Origin of the sequence: Sorangium sp. So ce406 (genome assembly GCF_051474675.1) — a bacterium.
GTDB classification, from domain to species: Bacteria; Myxococcota_A; Polyangia; order Polyangiales; family Polyangiaceae; genus Sorangium; species Sorangium cellulosum_G.
Window position 1 is genome coordinate 4816836 of record NZ_CP150340.1, and the last position, 16030, is coordinate 4832865.

The 16030-nt window shown below is 74.0% G+C and carries 15 protein-coding genes; 6 read left to right on the plus strand and 9 right to left on the minus strand.

Features of this window, described 5'->3' with window-relative positions; all coding sequences use genetic code 11:
• The first annotated feature begins 323 nt into the window (after nucleotides 1–323).
• Both WME96_RS17580 and WME96_RS17585 read left to right on the plus strand, forming a co-directional pair.
• Complete coding sequence (locus WME96_RS17580) at nucleotides 324–1889, plus strand: serine/threonine-protein kinase (RefSeq protein WP_437291269.1); 1566 nt, start codon at nucleotides 324–326, stop codon at nucleotides 1887–1889.
• A 14-nt stretch (nucleotides 1890–1903) separates the two neighbouring features.
• Nucleotides 1904–2806 carry a LysR family transcriptional regulator gene (locus tag WME96_RS17585; RefSeq protein WP_437291270.1) on the plus strand — a complete coding sequence of 301 codons (903 nt, stop codon included), beginning with the start codon at nucleotides 1904–1906 and terminating at the stop codon, nucleotides 2804–2806.
• A gap of 21 nt (nucleotides 2807–2827) precedes the next feature.
• Here WME96_RS17585 and dut read toward each other — a convergent pair whose 3' ends face one another.
• Nucleotides 2828–3283 carry a dUTP diphosphatase gene (dut, locus tag WME96_RS17590; protein WP_437291271.1) on the minus strand — a complete coding sequence of 152 codons (456 nt, stop codon included), beginning with the start codon at nucleotides 3281–3283 and terminating at the stop codon, nucleotides 2828–2830.
• An 18-nt stretch (nucleotides 3284–3301) separates the two neighbouring features.
• Nucleotides 3302–4681 carry a site-2 protease family protein gene (locus tag WME96_RS17595; RefSeq protein WP_437291272.1) on the minus strand — a complete coding sequence of 460 codons (1380 nt, stop codon included), beginning with the start codon at nucleotides 4679–4681 and terminating at the stop codon, nucleotides 3302–3304.
• 147 nt (nucleotides 4682–4828) lie between these two features.
• On the opposite strand from WME96_RS17595, the gene WME96_RS17600 reads away from it, so the two are divergent.
• Nucleotides 4829–5713: an SGNH/GDSL hydrolase family protein gene (locus WME96_RS17600; protein WP_437291273.1), complete on the plus strand. Its 885-nt coding sequence runs from the start codon at nucleotides 4829–4831 to the stop codon at nucleotides 5711–5713.
• Between the two features lie 15 nt (nucleotides 5714–5728).
• Here the strand turns inward: WME96_RS17600 and WME96_RS17605 are convergent, their stop codons facing one another.
• The 5 genes from WME96_RS17605 to WME96_RS17625 all read right to left on the minus strand — a co-directional run bounded on the left by WME96_RS17605 (nucleotide 5729) and on the right by WME96_RS17625 (nucleotide 9172).
• A complete protein-coding gene (locus WME96_RS17605) occupies nucleotides 5729–6481 on the minus strand; it encodes a lysophospholipid acyltransferase family protein (protein WP_433936660.1) in 753 nt (250 codons plus the stop codon).
• Nucleotides 6482–6619: 138 nt separating this feature from the next.
• Nucleotides 6620–7051 carry a secondary thiamine-phosphate synthase enzyme YjbQ gene (locus WME96_RS17610; protein ID WP_433936661.1) on the minus strand — a complete coding sequence of 144 codons (432 nt, stop codon included), beginning with the start codon at nucleotides 7049–7051 and terminating at the stop codon, nucleotides 6620–6622.
• A 9-nt stretch (nucleotides 7052–7060) separates the two neighbouring features.
• On the minus strand, nucleotides 7061–7969 hold the full coding sequence (locus WME96_RS17615; protein ID WP_437291274.1) for an HvfC/BufC family peptide modification chaperone: 909 nt from the start codon (nucleotides 7967–7969) through the stop codon (nucleotides 7061–7063).
• Entirely contained in the window at nucleotides 7953–8810 is an 858-nt protein-coding gene (gene bufB / locus WME96_RS17620) for an MNIO family bufferin maturase (protein WP_437291275.1), read from the minus strand. The genes WME96_RS17615 and bufB overlap by 17 nt, the downstream gene beginning before the upstream one ends.
• A gap of 71 nt (nucleotides 8811–8881) precedes the next feature.
• Nucleotides 8882–9172 carry a hypothetical protein gene (locus tag WME96_RS17625; RefSeq protein WP_437291276.1) on the minus strand — a complete coding sequence of 97 codons (291 nt, stop codon included), beginning with the start codon at nucleotides 9170–9172 and terminating at the stop codon, nucleotides 8882–8884.
• 206 nt (nucleotides 9173–9378) lie between these two features.
• Between WME96_RS17625 and WME96_RS17630 the strand changes: the two genes are divergently transcribed.
• Together WME96_RS17630 and WME96_RS17635 are read left to right on the plus strand one after the other, a co-directional pair.
• On the plus strand, nucleotides 9379–10404 hold the full coding sequence (locus WME96_RS17630; protein WP_437291277.1) for a hypothetical protein: 1026 nt from the start codon (nucleotides 9379–9381) through the stop codon (nucleotides 10402–10404).
• A 10-nt stretch (nucleotides 10405–10414) separates the two neighbouring features.
• Nucleotides 10415–11368 (plus strand): hypothetical protein, encoded by a 954-nt coding sequence (locus tag WME96_RS17635; RefSeq protein ID WP_437291278.1) that lies wholly within the window; start codon nucleotides 10415–10417, stop codon nucleotides 11366–11368.
• 8 nt (nucleotides 11369–11376) lie between these two features.
• Here the strand turns inward: WME96_RS17635 and WME96_RS17640 are convergent, their stop codons facing one another.
• Nucleotides 11377–14022 (minus strand): efflux RND transporter permease subunit, encoded by a 2646-nt coding sequence (locus WME96_RS17640; RefSeq protein ID WP_437291279.1) that lies wholly within the window; start codon nucleotides 14020–14022, stop codon nucleotides 11377–11379.
• Nucleotides 14023–14272: 250 nt separating this feature from the next.
• Here WME96_RS17640 and WME96_RS17645 point away from each other — a divergent pair, with 250 nt between their 5' ends.
• Nucleotides 14273–14935 carry an HAD family hydrolase gene (locus WME96_RS17645; RefSeq protein ID WP_437291280.1) on the plus strand — a complete coding sequence of 221 codons (663 nt, stop codon included), beginning with the start codon at nucleotides 14273–14275 and terminating at the stop codon, nucleotides 14933–14935.
• A 228-nt stretch (nucleotides 14936–15163) separates the two neighbouring features.
• Here WME96_RS17645 and WME96_RS17650 read toward each other — a convergent pair whose 3' ends face one another.
• Entirely contained in the window at nucleotides 15164–16012 is an 849-nt protein-coding gene (locus WME96_RS17650) for a hypothetical protein (RefSeq protein WP_437291281.1), read from the minus strand.
• Nucleotides 16013–16030: the final 18 nt, after the last annotated feature.

Consider the following 16030-nt stretch of genomic DNA (forward strand, 5'->3'; position numbering starts at 1 on the left):
GACCACCGAGTGTGGCCCGGGCGGACAGTCTGGCTGCCCCCGGGTGACCCCGGGGGAGGGGCGCGGGGGGGGCGGCGGCCGCGGCCGACCCTCAGCCGAAAGATTTTACGTGAAGCTGTAACCGATGAATTTTGTTGACTGATTGTGATCGCCTCGCCGCGTCGTCGCCCGGGTCGACGAGCACCGGTGGTGGGCCCCCGGGGGGGGGGGCGGGCGCCCGGCCCCGGGGGCTCCCGGCGGCGTCCTGGTGGTCGCGGGTGGGCGCGAGCCCGCGCCCGGGCCGCCCTTTCGAAGCGCCGTCGAGGTCGTGTAGCCTCGAGCGGATGGCCGATGACGTCTTCGGGATCGTCGGTACGACCCAGGGGGCGTTCACGGTGGAGCGGGTCGTCGCCGAAGGGGGGTTCGGCGTCGTGTACCGGGCTCACCACGAGGCGTTCCGGGCGCCGGTCGCGCTGAAATGCCTCAAGGTCCCGGGGACGCTGCCCGAGCAGCTCCGCGCGCAGTTCCTGGAGAAGTTCCGCGAGGAGGCGGAGCTGCTGTTCCGCCTCTCGGCCGCGATCCCGGCCGTCGTCCGGCCGCTGCACCACGACGTGATCTCGACGGCGACCGGCGTCTTCGTGCCGTTCATCGCGCTGGAGTGGCTCGAGGGCGGCACGCTCGCGAGCCACATCGCCGCCCGCGCGGCGCAGCGGCAGCCGCCGCTGCCGCCGGTCGAGGCGATCCGGCTGCTCACGCCGGTGGCGCGGGCGCTCGAGGCGGCGCACCACTTCCCCGGGCCGAGCGGCCCCACGTGCGTCGTGCACCGCGACCTCAAGCCGGCGAACATCTTCCTCGCCCAGATCCACGGCGCGGAGGTCGTGAAGATCCTCGACTTCGGGATCGCCCGCGCCCGCGACGCCGCGACGGTCATGGCCGGACAGACCGCCACCACGTCGGGCGGCCTGTCGACGGCGTTCACGCCCGCGTACGGCGCGCCCGAGCAGTGGGCGCCGAAGCGCTTCGGCAAGACCGGCCCCTGGACGGACGTGTGGGGGCTCGCGGTCACCGTGGTCGAGGCGCTCGCCGGCCGCGAGATCATCGCCGGCGATCACGTCGCGATGATGGGCACGGTGCTCGACGAGAAGCGCCGCCCGACGCCGAGGAGCGAGGGCGTGCTCGTGCCCGAGGCGCTCGAGGGCGTCTTCCGGCGGGCGCTCGCGGTCGATCCGCGCGATCGCTACCGCGACGTCGGGGCGTTCTGGGACGAGGTCGAGCAGGCGCTCGGGCTGCCGCGGAGCGCGCCGCCGATCGCGCTGCCCGGCCGCTCCCACGCGCCGCCCGCCGCGCGCGCTTCGGTGTCGCCCGCGGCGCCGAGGTCGCCGCGCGCGCTGGAGCTGCCGGGCGCGGGCCTGACGGCGCACGCCGCGTTCGCGGACATGGCGACGCAGGAGATCGATCTGCCCGAGCGCGGCGCCCTGCCCGAGCGCGGCGCCGGTCGCCTCCCTCCGTCGCCGCACGGCGCCTCGTCGCACGGGCTCCCGCGTGGCCTCCCGTCGCACAGCCTGCCCACCGAGCCGGTCGTGCCGCTCGCGCTCGACTGGTCTCCGCCGGCGCCCGCGCCCTTCGCGAGGCCGTCCCACGCGCCGTCGAGGATGCCACCGCCCTTGATGGATCGCGCGCCCGCGCGCCAGAGCCTGAGCACGGCGGAGCTCATGGAGATGTTCGCCTTGCCGGTGCGGCTCGCGGGCGCGGGCGTCCTCATCACGCTCGTCGATCTCGGGGCCGCGTCGCTGCTCTTCGAGGGGCAGCGCGTCGAGGTGGGGCCGTTCAAGCTCCTCTATCTCGCGGTGGGGCTCGTGGTCCTCGGGATCGGGATCGCGGTGTTCCGGCTGTTCGCGTCGGATCGCTAGCGCGGAGCATGGCGGTGAGATCGCAGGACCTCGGCGACGCGCGGTGGGACGATGTGCGCATCTTCCTGGCCGTCCACCGGCACGGGAGCCTGGGTCAGGCGGGCGCGCGGCTCGGCCTCGACACCTCGACGGTGAGCCGCCGCTTGACGGCGCTCGAGGCGTCGCTCGGCGCGCGCCTCTTCGACCGGACGCGCGAGGGCCTCGTCCCCACGCGCATCGCCGAGCTCGTGCTGCCCGCGGCCGAGGCGATGGAAGCGGCGCACCGGCGCCTCGCGCGCGACGCCACGGGCGCGGAGTCGGACGCGGAGGGCGTCGTCCGCGTGAGCACCGCGCCGGGGTTCGCGGATGTGTTCGTCGCGCCCGCGCTGGTGCGCCTCCGCGCGCGCCACCCTCGGATCCGGATCGAGCTGGACGCGTCCGTGCGCGTGCTCGATCTCACCCGGCACGAGGCGGAGATCGCGCTCCGCTCGGTCCGTCCGGAGGGCGCCGACCTGGTCGTGACGAAGCTCGCCTCGGCGCGCTGGGTCGCCGCGGCATCCAGGGAGCTCGTGAAGGACGCCGGCCGCGTCGCGTCATGGGATGCCCTGCCGTGGATCGCCTGGGACCGCGATCTCGGGAGCTTCCCGGCCGCGCGCTGGCTCGCGCGCCACGCGCCCGGGGCGGACATCGCGCTGCGCACGAGCTTCTTCCTGTCCCAGCTCACCGCGGCCGAGACCGGGCTCGGCGCCTTGCTGGTCCCGGAGCCGTACATGCACGTGCGCGGGCTCGCGCCGCTGCGGTACGCGGCCGCGCTCGAGGCGAGCGCGGCGGACTGGCCGACGGACGATCTCTGGCTCGTCGGTCACCGCGCGCTGCGCGACGTCCCCCGTGTGGCCGCGGTGTGGGATTTCCTGATCGAGGAGCTCAGGTCGCGGTGAGCCGGGCGCCTCGCGGCGGCGCTACGGCTCCTTGCGCACGCCGGTCGATCCGTAGCCGCCCGCGCCGCGCGCGGTCGGCGTGAGCTCGTCGACCAGGACCACGTCGGCGAGGGCGACTGGGCAGATCACGAGCTGGGCGATCCGGTCGCCGCGGCGCACGGTGAACGGCGCCGCGCCGAGGTTGATCAGGACGACCTTGATCTCCCCGCGGTAATCCGGGTCGATCGTCCCCGGGGTGTTGAGCACGGTGACGCCGTGGCGGAGCGCGAGCCCCGAGCGCGGGCGCACCTGCCCCTCGTGGCCGTCGGGCAGGGCGACCGCGTAGCCCGTGGGAATGAGCTTCCGCTCGCCGGGATCGAGCGTCACCGCCTCGGCGACGGCGGCGCAGAGATCGAGCCCGACGGCTCCCTCGGACTGGTAGGCGGGCGGCGGGACCTCGATCGAACCGACGCGAAGAAAAGGGACCTGGACGCGCACGCGCCGGAGCCTAGCCCGTCACGGGCGCGGCAGCACCGCCTCGAGGGGCGCGCCCCGGAGCGCCTCGAACGCCGAGTCCGACCACGCCCGCGCCCGATCCGAGAAGCCAGCATCCACCGCGTGCCGCAGCAGCTCGATGGCACGCTCCGCGTTTCCGTCCTTGGCGCTCGCGCGCGCGGCGCCGTAGGCGTCCTCGCTCAGGCCCGCGCGGCGGAAGATCGCCTCGTAGAGCCGCGCCGACCAGTCGAAGGCGCCATGCTCGAACGCGATCTCGGCCATCCGCCGGGCGTCCTCCTCCGAGAGCTGCTCGACGATGTCCAGCGCGACGGCCGCCGCCCGCGGCACCTCGCGCTGCTCGACGAGCACCCGGATCAGCGGGCCTGCGACCTCCTTCCGGTCGTCGCCGGCCTCGCGGGCGGCCTCGAGCACCTTGCGCGCCTGCTTCAGCTCGCCGAGCGCGAGGTGCACCGCGCCGACCAGCGCCGGGTCCGGGTCGCCGTGCTTGCGCGCCTGGGCGATCGCTTCCCCCGCGCGCTTCGTGTCGCCGAGGAGCAGGTGCGACCACCCGATGAGCTCGTGCGCCTCCCGGAGCCCGCGCTTCGGCGGCGCCGGGGACTGCGCGAGCACCTCGTTGGCCAGGGCCATCGCCTCGTCCGTCCGCTCTTCCTCCACGGCCCGCCGCGCCCGCTGGAGCAGCACCGCCGTCTCGGGCGGCACCGGCTCCTCGTGGAGCGCGGCGCGCCGGCGGTTCATCGCGGGCGACGGCGCCTCCGGCTCGCTGCGGAACCGCTGCAGGCTCTGGAACGCGGACATGACGAGGATGAAGGAGAAGAAGAAGAACCCCGCGCGCAGGAACAGGATCGCGAGGATCACGGCCGACACGCCCGAGATCGCCGCCGTGAGCCGGGCGCGCCGCGGCCCGAGCGCGTGCTCGAGGACGTGGCCGCCGTCGAACGGGAGCACGGGGATGAGGTTGAGGATGCCCCAGACCACGTTGACCTGGATGAGCATGTCCATCCCGCGGAGCAGCATGGGCGGGAGGGAGTAGAGCGCCGGGACGTAACGGAGCAGGAGGTGCAGGACGCCGGCGACGAGGAAGCCGGCGAAGGGGCCGGCCAGGCTGATCAGCACGTGCTGGAGCCGGCCGAGGGGAAGGAGCGACCGCCATGTCGTGGTCCCGCCCATGAAATGCAGCGTGATTTCTGGCTCGACCCGGTGGCGCTTGATGGCGAACGCGTGACCGAACTCGTGCATCAGGACCGACAGGAAGACCACGAGGATCCACACCAGGAAGAGCTGGTACTGTCCTCCGGCCACGATCCCGTACCCGAGCAGCGCGGCGGAGAGCCAGAAGCCGAGCTGGACGTCGACGGAGACCCCAAACAGACGGAAGCTCATGCGCATGTCATAAGGCCTGCGGGCCGTCTGCTCAATGATTGCCGTGCGGACGCAGCCTGCCCTAGAGTGCGCCGCGCGACCCTTCCGCGGCCGCGCGCGCCTCCCCGGCGCCTGCGGCGGCGTCCCGGGTGGGTCGGCGGAGCGAGCATGGGCAGGGAGATCCGGGTCAGGAGATGGGCGCTCGCCGGGCTGGCCGTGGCGGGCATCGCGTGCGGCGCCGCGCCGCCGCCCGGGCCGTCCCCCGCCGAGGCGCCCGCGGGCCCGCCGCCCGGGGCCGAGCCTGCCGGGGCCAGCGTTCCGGAGGCCGCCGCGCCGCCGGCGCCCGCCGGGGCTTCTTCTGCCGGGGTGCGCGGGCCGGACGACGGCGCGCCGCCGGCGTTCACGGTGCCGCCCAACACGGCGGTGCTCCACATCGGCGACTCGTTCGCGCTCGCGGGCTTCGCGCAGGCGCTGAAGCCGCGGATGCAGGCGCTCCGTGTGCGCTATGCGGTGAAGGCGGAGACCAGCTCCTACACGGTGACGTGGGCCTCCAGGATGGAGCTCCTGGTCGCGAACTACCAGCCGGACCTCGTGATCATCAGCCTGGGCGCGAACGAGGTCGAGAACGTCAACCCGCCGGCGCACGCAGGGGCGGTCCGGCGCATCGTCAAGGCGATCGGCGACCGCCCGTGCGTGTGGGTCTCCCCGCCGCTCTGGCGCAAGGACACCGGCATCATCGACGTGATCCGGACGAACTCGGCCCCGTGCCGCTTCTTCGACTCCGACGCGCTCGTGCCCGGCCCGCTCCCGCGCAAGAAGGACAAGATCCACCCGAACGAGGAGGGCGGCGCGCGCTGGGCCGACGTGTTCTGGAGCTGGCTCACGACGGAGCACCTTCCCCCTGGCGAGGACCAGGGCGACCTCGCGCCGAAGCGCAGTCCGTGGGCGCTCAGGCCGCCCCCGCCGGAGGAGCACCGCTCCAGGGCGCAGCCGCTGGAGGGGACGCTCCAGCCGGGCGAGCCGGTCAGCGCACGGCAGACCGGAAAGCCCTGAACCGCGGGGCGCGCGCTACGCGGGCGGCGACGTCGCGACCCCCGCGCCGCGGTGGACCAGACCCGGGTCGTGGCCAAGCGCGCCAGCGATCGCGGCGCGGACGTCGCGCATGAGGCGGTTGCGACCGCCGGCGCCGTAGGGAGCTGGATCGATCGGCGGCATGATCGTGACCACCACCCGATGGTGCTCCTGCACAACGAAGTCCTTCGCCCGCAGCACGTGGCGCGTGCCGTCGATCGCGACCGGGAGGATCGGCGTGTTCGTCTCGATCGCCATCCGGAAGCCGCCGCTCTTGAACGGCAGGAGCGCGCCGGTCTTGCTGCGCGTGCCCTCCGGGGCGATCCAGACCCGGGTGCCGTCCTGCAGCATCGACGCGCCGACCTGCAGGCTCGCGCTGGCCTGGACGTGGTTGCCCCGGTTGATCCGGATGAACCCGGCCGCCTTCATGGCCTGGCCGAAGACCGGCACGCTGAACAGCTCCTTCTTGGCGATCATCCGGAGGCGCCCGGGGATCGCGCGGAACACGACCGGGATGTCGAACAGGCTCTGGTGGTTCGACATCACCACGAACGGCCGCGTCCCCGCGGCGTGCTCGCGCCCGCGCACCACGAGATCGACGTCGGCGTCCTCGAGGACCTTGCGCGCCCACCAGTCCAGCCGCTCGTCGCAGCGCTCGAGGGTCACCCGGCCCCGCAGCGCGTCCACCACGGTCGGAAAGCAGATCCGGGCGGTGTCGAAGATTCCCATGAAGGTGGTCTGAAGGCTCATCGCTCTCGTTCCGCTTGAGGTGAGGGAGGTCGCGTGGTGCGCTCGCGCCCGCGGGCAGAGCTCGCCGGGCACGGCGGACGAGCAGCCCTCCGGGGAGCGCCGGGCTCATCCAGGTCAGGAACGCGTGGAGTATACCACTCACCCCCCGGCTGTGGTGCCGGTCACGGTCACTACCACGCGGCGGACGTGGGGAGAACTACGATGCTCCCAGACGTACAGGGCTTGCCACGTCCCGAGCGCGAGGCGGCCGCCGGAGACGGGGATCACCTCGCTCGATCGGGTGACGGCGCTCCGGAGGTGGCCGGGCATGTCGTCGGGGCCCTCGTCGTCGTGCTCGTAGTCGCGACCCTCCGGGGCGAGGCGCGACATCCAGCGCTCCAGATCGCGGAGCACGGCGGGATCGGCGTTCTCCTGGATGACGAGGCTCGCCGAGGTGTGCTGGAGGAACACGGCGCAGAGCCCGACATCGACGCCGGCCCCGGCGACGACGCGCGCGACCTCGCGCGTGATGTCCACGAAACCTCGGCCGCTCGTGCGGACCTCGAGCGTGCGCTGGACGATGGTGGTCACCTCGCCATCTTAGCCGCCTTCGACGCGGGCGCCGCGCGCCACGTCGACGATCAGCCCCCAGCTCGTCCACCGCTGGAACCAGGCGCCGACGCGGGCAGCGAGCGCCGCGCTCGCCGTCTCGCCAGCGCCCGCGGCGGCCTCGTCGGCGCCCGCGGCCCTGCCGATGCCGGCCGCCACCTCCTCGCACGCCGGCACGAGCGGCACGCCCCGCCCGAGCGCCTCGAGCAGCGCGAACGCCGGCGGATCGAGCTCCTCGCAGCGGATGGTGAGATCGGCGGCGCTGCGGAAGACGGCGAGGTGGACGCGGCGCGGCGCCGGCAGCGCGGGCGACCTTCCCTCCCGGAGCTCGCGGCGGAGGAGGTGCGCCGGGTAGCGGAGCTCCATCAGCGCGAGCAGCGGATGGAGGACGATCCGGGCCGTGGACCAGCCCTCCTCGGGCATGCCGGTCACCTTCGCGGGATCGAGCGGCGCGGGCGAGGCGCCGTCGAACAGGTCGACGAGGGCGTGCTCGTACCGCGCGACGTCGCGCGCGAGCTCCCGGAGCGCAGGGGGGAACCCATCGTAATTACTGGAAAAATTTACGATTTCTGCCCCGAGATCGCGCAGGGTGAAGCTCGCGGGAGGGTGCGCCGCGAGGTACGCCCTGGCGAACGCGTCGAAGCCGTCGTCGCCGAGGACGTGCGCGAGCGCCGGGTAGTCCTCGCGGAGCGCGCCGACGTGGCGCAGCCAGAACTGCCGGCGGTAGATGTCGGCCTGCTCGGCGGGCGTGAGCCGCTCGCTGCCCGCGACGCGCTCGCGGCACCGGCCGGCGAGCTCGACGTCGTCCGGCAGCGGCGAGGGGGCCGTGAACATGCGGGAGAGCTCGCCCATCAGCGCGACGAGCTCGGCGGGGGGCGCGGGGTCAGGCGGCGCGCGCACGCGCGACCTCCTCCCGGATCGCCCGCGCCTTCTCCGCCTCGGCGGCGAGGACCTCGAACGCCGGGAGGTCGTCGTCCCACTCGATCAGCGTCGAGACGTCGCCGGTGTGGCCGACCGCGCGCCGGTACAGCGCCCACACGGCGTCGGCCACGCGATCGCTGTGGGTGTCGAGGATGTACTTGCCGTGGTGCGTGTGGCCGGCGAGGTGGAACTGCACGATCCGGTGGTGCGGCACCCCGTCGATATACGCGCCCGGGTCGAAGCCGTGGTTGTACGAGGAGACGAAGACGTTGTTGACGTCGAGCAGGATGCCGCAGTCGGCCTCCTCCGCGACCGCCGAGAGGAACTCCCACTCGGTCATCCGGCTCGCGGTGAAGGTCAGGTAGCTCGACACGTTCTCCAGGGCGAGGCGCACCTCGAGGAAGTCCTGCACCGCGCGGGCCCGCGCGGCGACGTGCCGCACCGCCTCCTCCGTGTACGGCAGCGGGAGCAGGTCGTGCAGGTTGACCCCGTGGGCGCCGGTCCAGCAGAGGTGATCGCTCACCCAGGGGGATCGCACCTTGCCGAGGAGCGCCTTGAGCCGGCGGAGGTAGTCGAGGTCGAGCGGATCCGTGCTGCCGATCGAGAGCGAGACGCCGTGCTGCACGAGCCGGTAGCTCGCGAGGGCGCGCTCCAGGTTGGCGATCGGCATGCCGCCGTCGACCATGAAGTTCTCGCTGATGATCTCGAACCAGTCGACGCGGGGCCGGTGCTCGAAGACGTGACGGTAGTGCGGGATGCGCAGCCCGACGCCGACGCCGAGGTCGGGCAGGCCCAGCCGCATGCGATCGGGGTTCGCCATGGGTCACCGCGGCGCGCGCCGCCCGGCGCCGCGGGCGCACCGCGGGCCGGGACGTCGCGCGGATCGGCGGCTCAGTGGGCGTGGCCGCCGCACTCGGCGGCCTTGCAGCCGCCCTTGCCCTTGCACTCGTTCTGACCCGCGCACCCGTGGGTGTCGGTCTTGCAGCCGCCCTTGCCCTTGCACTCGTTCTTGCCGGCGCAGCACTCCTTGGCGCCGGCCTCGGGCGCCTCGGCCGCCGCCGGCTCGGCGGCGGGGGGCCCCATCTCCGGGTCGGGCGGCGGCGACGAGGCACAGCCCGCGAGGCCCGCCACCATGCCCGACACCGCCGTCAACGCCAACGACTTGCCCATGTCCATCGCCATCTGAACCTCCACGTTGTAAGTGAGCGGCGTTGAGCTCCACGCCCACGCGACTTCCCCCTGCGCGCATGGCGTCCGGCGGCGTGTCCCGTACGGTGTGGACACGCAGCCCGCGTGCCGCGTTTCACGTACGACGTAACGTGCTTCGGACGGCGGGGGCAAGACAAAGTGTCCGCTGCGGCGCGCCGCGGCGGGGCTGGCGAGGCGTCGTGCGGGGGCGCTGCGCGGCGCTCCTGGCGGCCGCGGGGCTCGCGTCGCTGGGGGCAGCCGGCTGCGGCGGCGCGGCGCGCGGGGGGGCCGGCGCGGCGGGGGGCGCGGCGCGCCCTGCGGGCGAGGCGCGCGAGCCCACGATCGAGGCGGTCGCGGCGGAGCTCGAGGCGATGAGCGGTCCGATCCTCGAGGGGCGCGAGGCGACGTTCCGGGACATCCTCGCCGACACGGTCGCGAAGGACGCGTACCTGTGCCTGCCGCCGGCGCGCGGCGTCTTCCACGGGGACGTGCCGGAGGGGGAGCGGCGGATCGCCGGGATGATGCCGCATTACGGCCTCTTCTTCGGCCCGATGAGCTACGTCGTGCGTCGGCGCGGCGGCGCCTGGGAGGTCGAGGTGCGCATCGCGGTCGAGCCGCCGGCGGGCGCTGGCGTCCGGCTCGAGCTGCCCGACTGCGGGCTGGCCGGCGCGCTCGGGGGCGCGATCGCGTGCCGCGGGACGCCGTACGCGCGCGCCGGCTCGACGGACGCGTGCCCGGGCTCCGGCGAGTTCTCCGCGAGGGCGACGCCGGCCGCGATCCGCGCGCTGCTCGCGCGCTGGTCGACCGAGGTGGAGGGCTACTGGAACCGCGACGCGCGCGCCTTCGGGCTGCCGGTCCGCTACGACTTCGACTTCGTGCTCGCGGACGAGGCGCGCGGGCGGGCGCTGCGGGTCGACCTCGCGGTGCCGCTCTCGCCGACGTGCGGCAGGACGCCGTACTTCAGCGCGATGCGGGCCGGCTGGTCGCTGCCCGTGCTCGCCCACGAGGTGGGGCACGTGCTCGGGCTCCTCGACGAGTACGAGGCGCTCTCCGGCATCGTCCGCTGCTACCCGAAGACGCCGTTCCCCGGCGCGGAGATCAGCCGGATGGGGCTGTCGATGCGGGAGGAGACGAGGCTCCTGCCGATCCATCACTACCTCGTGCTCCGCCGCTTTTTCTGCCGCGCGCCGGAGTCGATCGATCCCTATGCCGGCGCGATCCGCTGAGCGTCTCGCGGTGCTCGCCCTGGCGGTCGCGGCGCTCGCGGGCTGCCGCTCGGAGCGGGATGGCGGCACGGCAGACGCGGGCGCGGCGGATGGGGGTCCAGGTGCGGTCAGCGCGGGCGCGGCAGACGCGGGCGCCCCCGAGGCGGCGCCGCCGCTCGTCGGGGGGCCTGCGGGGCCGAGGCCGCCCGCGCCGCCGGCCGAGCCGCGCTGCCCGCCGGAGATGGTGCGGGTCGCGCGCCGGTTCTGCGTGGACCGCTACGAGGCGGTGCTGCTCGACAGGGAGACCGGGCTCGAGATCTCGGCGTTCTACCCGCCGTCGCGGCAGGCGGCCGCGTCCGTCGAGCGGACCTGGTCGAAGATGCGGCTCCAGCTCGGCGACGCGGAGGCGCGGCAGATGGAGCTGCCGCTCTTGCCCGGCTGGCAGAAGCAGCGCGAGTTCGAGCCGCGCGCCGTGTCGCGCAAGGGCGTGCTGCCGCAGGGCTACACGACCGGCGCGCAGGCGGAGCTCGCCTGCCGGAACGCCGGCAAGCGGCTCTGCACGCTCGAGGAGTGGCGGACGGCGTGCCGCGGCGAGCGCGACGAGCAGTTCCCGTACGGGCCGACCTACGCGGACGGGAAGTGCAACGTGTTCCGCGAGGGGCACCCGGCCGCCGTGCTCCACCGCGACGTGACCCTCGGGCACAGCGATCCGCGGCTCAACCTGGTGCGCGTCGCCGGCGCGCCGCTGCTGCGTCGGACCGGCGAGACAGCGACCTGCGCGAGCGCGTGGGAGGACGACGCGGCGAGCGATATGGTCGGCAACCTCGACGAGTGGATCGACGATCCGGAGGGGACCTTCGTCGGCGGGTTCTATGCGCGCGCGACCCGGGAGGGGTGCATGGCGCGCGTGACCTCGCATGATTTTGCGTACTTCGACTACTCGACGGGCGTGCGGTGCTGCGCCGATCTGCGCGCGCCGCCGTGAGGGCGCGCTCAGGTCGTCGGGCGGCCGACGGCGAGGAAGCTCTCCGCGCCCTTGGGGCGCCGCCGGTCGCGCCAGACGAGCGCCGCGGGCAGCACCAGCACGGCGGCGAAGAGGCAGGCGAGCTCGCCGATGACGGCAGCCACGCCGAGGCTGCGCACCGCGTGGTTCTGCGAGCGGATCAGGGCGAGGTAGCCCAGCGCCGTCGTGAGGCTGCAGAGGATCACGGCGCCGCCCGTCTCGCGCACCGCGGTCAGCGCGCCGCCGGCGCCCTCGCGCGCGTACCGCTGCACGATGTTCACGGCGTAGTCGACGCCGATGCCGAACGTCAGCGGCAGCGCGATGAAGTTCAGGAAGTTGAGCTTCACGTCCATCAAGACGAGCAGCCCCGCCATCCAGGAGACGCCGACGAGCAGCGCGCCGAGCACCGCGAACGCCGGGCGGCCGCCGCGGAAGGCGACGAGCACGACGAGCACCGTCGCGGCCAGCGAGAAGAGCACCGCCGGCGGCACGTCGTCGATGACCGCCGCCCACATGTCCGCGTAGATCACCGCGCGCCCCGAGCCGCGCACGACGCTGCCGTCAGGGAGCCGCGTCTCGCGGTACGCGTCGGCCCAGCGGAACAGGTAGTGGGCGTCGTGCACGCTCTCGGCCGAGATCGGGCTGATGTAGACGATGCGCCCGCGCGTGCCGTCCGTCTCGGTGAACGCGCGCGCCACCCCCGCCGGCAGATCGTCGATCCCGAACGGCGCGAGATCGTCCGGGGGAATGACGGCCTGGATCCGGCGCCAGTCGTCGTCGCCGATGAGGCCGCGCTTCTGCGCGCGGACGACGCGATCCTTGATCTCCTGGAGGAGCGGGATCTTCGCCTCCTGGTCCCTCGGGATCAGGTCCTGGAGGGCGTAGATCTCCTTGAACGGCTTCTCGCCCTCGGGCGCCGCGTCGCGCTTCGCGTAGAGCGCCGCGCGGAGCGGCTCGACCTGCTCGGGGCGATCCACGAGGATCGCCATGCCGTCGGTGCCCACGTAGCCCGTGATCTCCTCGGCGAGCTCGGTCAGCCGGATCTGCTCGGCGCGCGCGCGCTCGTCGTTGCGCAGGTTCCGGAGGTCGTACTCCATCGGATCGGCGCGCACGTAGGCCACGGTGGCGACGACGCCGACCGCGGCCAGGGCGAGGCCCGCGAGCGTGATCGCGACCGGGCCCCGCGCCGCGAGCCGCGCGAACGGCGCGCCGAACGCGAGGCCGCCCTGGGTGCGCTGCCGCAGCCTGCCGAGCGGGCCCGGCGACCCCTGCTCGAGGGGGACGAGCCGCTCCGTCACGGCGAGGATGCTCGGCAGCGCGACGAACGTCGCGACCCAGCAGAGCACCATGCCGACGCCGCCGATGAGGCCGAAATCGCGGAATCCGCGGAACTCGGTGACGACCAGCGAGCCGTAGGCGGCCGAGGCGGCGCAGCCGGCCGTGAGCGTCGGCAGCCAGGTCTCGCGGTGCGCGACGCGCACGCCCTCGACCAGGCTCGCGCCGCCGCGGCGCGCCTCGAGGTAGCGCGCCATGTAGATGATGCCGAAGTTGATCCCGTTGCCGGCGACGATCGAGAAGAGGAACCCGGTCGCCATGTTGAGGTGGCCGATCGCGAGCTGCGTGACCCCGAACGTCCAGGCGACGCCGATGCCGATCGTGATCAGCATGGCGAGGAGCGTGCGCACGCGCAGGTAGTAGAGGAACACGACCGCGGCGATGAGCACGGCGCCCGCGACGCCGACGTCGGTCAGGTCCTCGTTGATCGCCGCGTACTCGGCGATCCCGGTCTGCAGGTCCCCGGCGAGGCCGTAGGTGATCCCGGGGTCGAACGAGGCGGGGCGCACGCGCTCGACCACCTCGCGCACGCGCCGGATCGCCTCGCTCCCGGCGGCGAAATCGCTCGCGATCACCTTCGAGCGGATCGCGACGACGACGGTCTTGCCGTCCTTCGACTGGTAGTAGCCGTCCGGGTAGCGCCCCGCGTCGATCCCGTTCAGGCCGAGGCTCTGCTCGATCGATCGAGCGCTCACCTCGGGCGGCGGCTCGTCGTCGTCGAGCAGCGCGCCGGTCGCCTTGTTGACCTCGTAGGCGTAGCGCGCCTCGATGCCGTCCCGCAGCTTCGTGAGCCGGTCGCGATCGACGTAGAGCCCGGCGCGCGGCGAGAGGTAGCGGAAGGCCTCGTGCACGCCGTCCTCGACGCTGCCGACCCACGGCGGACCGAGCCGCTCGATCTCGGGCACGAGCGCGTCGGCCGCCCGCTGCAGCGCGGCCGTGGGCGTGCCCTCGCCGCCTTGCAGCACGACGAAGAGCGTGGAGACGCCGGCCGTCTTGGCCGCGACCCGGTCGAGCTCCTGCACGCTCGGCCGCGACGCCGGCAAGAGCGACTCGAACCCGGTCAGCACCGAGAGCCGCGTCGCCAGGAAGATGGCGACGATCGTGAGGAGCCCGGTCACGAGCAGCGGCAGCGCCGGCCGGTTCACCTGGAGCTCGGCGAGCCTCGCGGCGAACCCGCCGCCCTTCGAGGACGGCGGCGCGCTGCGGGGAGGCGCCTCGCCGGGAGCGTCACCGGCGCTGTCGCGGGGAGGGGAAGGAGAGGGGCGGGGCGCCGGGGGCGGTGGCATCTGCGGAGCGGGCATGAGGGGTCGGTGGATCCGGGGCTGAAAGGGACGGTGGAAGCGGCGGGGTGGCGCGCGTTCTAGGGAACGGGCTCCCCCGAGAACAGCGGTCGGGCGCGGCGCGGCGACGGCGCGCGGCCGAGATCCAGGTGGCCGCGGGCGAGCGCGGGGCAGCGAATAGCAAGAAACAGGGGTCCGAGCGACCGATCGTCACTGTCGGCGTTGCTGTTGCCGTCAGGTTTCGCGGAACAGCAGGTGATAGTCTTTCTCCATGTCGCTATCGAAGCCGAGGGCCGTTCTCTGGGATCTGGACGGGACGCTGGTCGACTCCAGCGAGCACCACTTCATCGCCTGGCGCGAGGCGCTCGCGGCCGAGGGGCGCGCCTATGACAACGCCGACCATGATGCGGTGTTCGGGATGCGCAACGACGATCTGCTCCGCCGCCTGATCGGCCCCGAGATCCCGGAGGCCGAGATCGCCCGCATCGCGGACGTGAAGGAGCGGCATTACCGGAAGCTCGTGGCAGAATCGGGGGTCGAGCCGCTGCCCGGCGTGCGCGCGTGGCTGAGCGCGCTCCCCCGGAGCGGCTTCCGGATGGCGATCGCGTCCTCCGCGCCGCGCGAGAACCTCGACGCGATCCTCGCGGCGACCGGGCTCACGGGCGTGTTCGACGCGGTGATCAGCAGCGAGGAGGTGCCGCACGGCAAGCCGCACCCCGCGGTCTTCCTCCGGGCGGCCGAGAGCGTCGGCGCCCCGCCGGACCGGTGCGTCGTGGTCGAGGACGCGCCCGCGGGCGTCCTCGCGGGCAAGCGCGGCGGCATGAAGGTGATCGGCGTGGGCCCGCGGCACGCGCAGCTCGGGGCCGATCTCTCGGTCGAGCGGCTCGACCAGCTCCCCGAGGGCGCGTTCGACCGCCTCCTGTCGCCTGGCTAGAGACGATCGCCTGCGGGGAGCCGCCCGCGCGCCTCCGCACGTCGACGAGGATCCGCACCCGGTCGTGCCGAGTTACTGGGTGATGGGAGAATTGGAACCACAGAGGCACAGAGGGCACAGAGGGGAGAGAAAGGAGATTAATTATCTCTCTCTTTCTTCCCTCTGTGCCCTCTGTGCCTCTGTGGTTCATTCTCTCATGAACCAGGGCTGAACCGGGGCAGTGCGATGTTAGCTGCCCTGGGGCGGGCTGCCCGCGTCGCCCCCTCCGGTGCGAGGGGGCGTCGCCGGGCCGCCTGCGCCCGCGTCACCGCGGGGGACGCCTGCGTCCGCCGGCGCGGCCGCTGCACCGGCAGGGCGCGCGCTGGCAGCACCCGCGCCGGTGGCGCCGGCGTTGGCGGTGCCCGTGGCGCCGGTGGGAGCCGCGCCTCTGGCGCCTGTGCTGGCGGCGCCCGCGTCGGCGGTGGCCTTGCCGGTGGCGCCCGCGTCGGCGGCGCCCGCGTCGGCGGTGGCTGCCGGCTCGGCGTCGGCGGCGGCCGCGTCCGGCGGCGGCTGGTCGGGCACCGCGGGGACGGCGGGGGGCGACTCCGCCGCGGGGAGCTCGCTCTCCCAGCACTCCGGCTTCGGGGGCGCGGCGAAGTGGACCCTGCGCGACGCGGCGTCGCCCTTGCGGGTGACGAGCTTGTCCGTCTTGTAGACCGCCGCGTTGCCGCAGGCGTACTCGGCGGTGTCCTTCGTGTCGCGCGCCAGCGTGCGCGCCCGGGGCGCGCGCTGGTTCTCGCACTGCGCCCACTGGATCTCGTACTCGGCGTCGTCGTCGGCGAGCAGGATGCGCGTCGCCGGGTCGTCGCTCGACCGGCGCCCCGTGATCGTCGTGCGGGTGATCGGGTCGGCGCCTTCGAGCACCGTCAGCGTGACGGGGAACCGGAGGCTCCCGCGCATGGGGGCGCGCGTCGCGCCGATCTCGAAGTCGGCGCAGACCGGCTCGCCTTCGATCGGCGACGGCGACGGCGGGCCGCCGCACGCGGCGGTGCAGAGGGAGAGGAGGACGAGGGCTCGGGCTCCAGGGCGGAGGTTCACGCCGGGATTAGTCGTTAC

Coding starts and splice junctions, on each gene's coding strand:
- WME96_RS17580 (WP_437291269.1), top strand. CDS start 324: ATGGCCGATGACGTCTTCGGGATCGTCGGTACGACCCAGGGGGCGTTC.
- WME96_RS17595 (WP_437291272.1), bottom strand. CDS start 4,681: ATGAGCTTCCGTCTGTTTGGGGTCTCCGTCGACGTCCAGCTCGGCTTC.
- WME96_RS17600 (WP_437291273.1), top strand. CDS start 4,829: ATGGGCAGGGAGATCCGGGTCAGGAGATGGGCGCTCGCCGGGCTGGCC.
- WME96_RS17605 (WP_433936660.1), bottom strand. CDS start 6,481: ATGAGCCTTCAGACCACCTTCATGGGAATCTTCGACACCGCCCGGATC.
- bufB (WP_437291275.1), bottom strand. CDS start 8,810: ATGGCGAACCCCGATCGCATGCGGCTGGGCCTGCCCGACCTCGGCGTC.
- WME96_RS17625 (WP_437291276.1), bottom strand. CDS start 9,172: ATGGCGATGGACATGGGCAAGTCGTTGGCGTTGACGGCGGTGTCGGGC.
- WME96_RS17640 (WP_437291279.1), bottom strand. CDS start 14,022: ATGCCCGCTCCGCAGATGCCACCGCCCCCGGCGCCCCGCCCCTCTCCT.
- WME96_RS17645 (WP_437291280.1), top strand. CDS start 14,273: ATGTCGCTATCGAAGCCGAGGGCCGTTCTCTGGGATCTGGACGGGACG.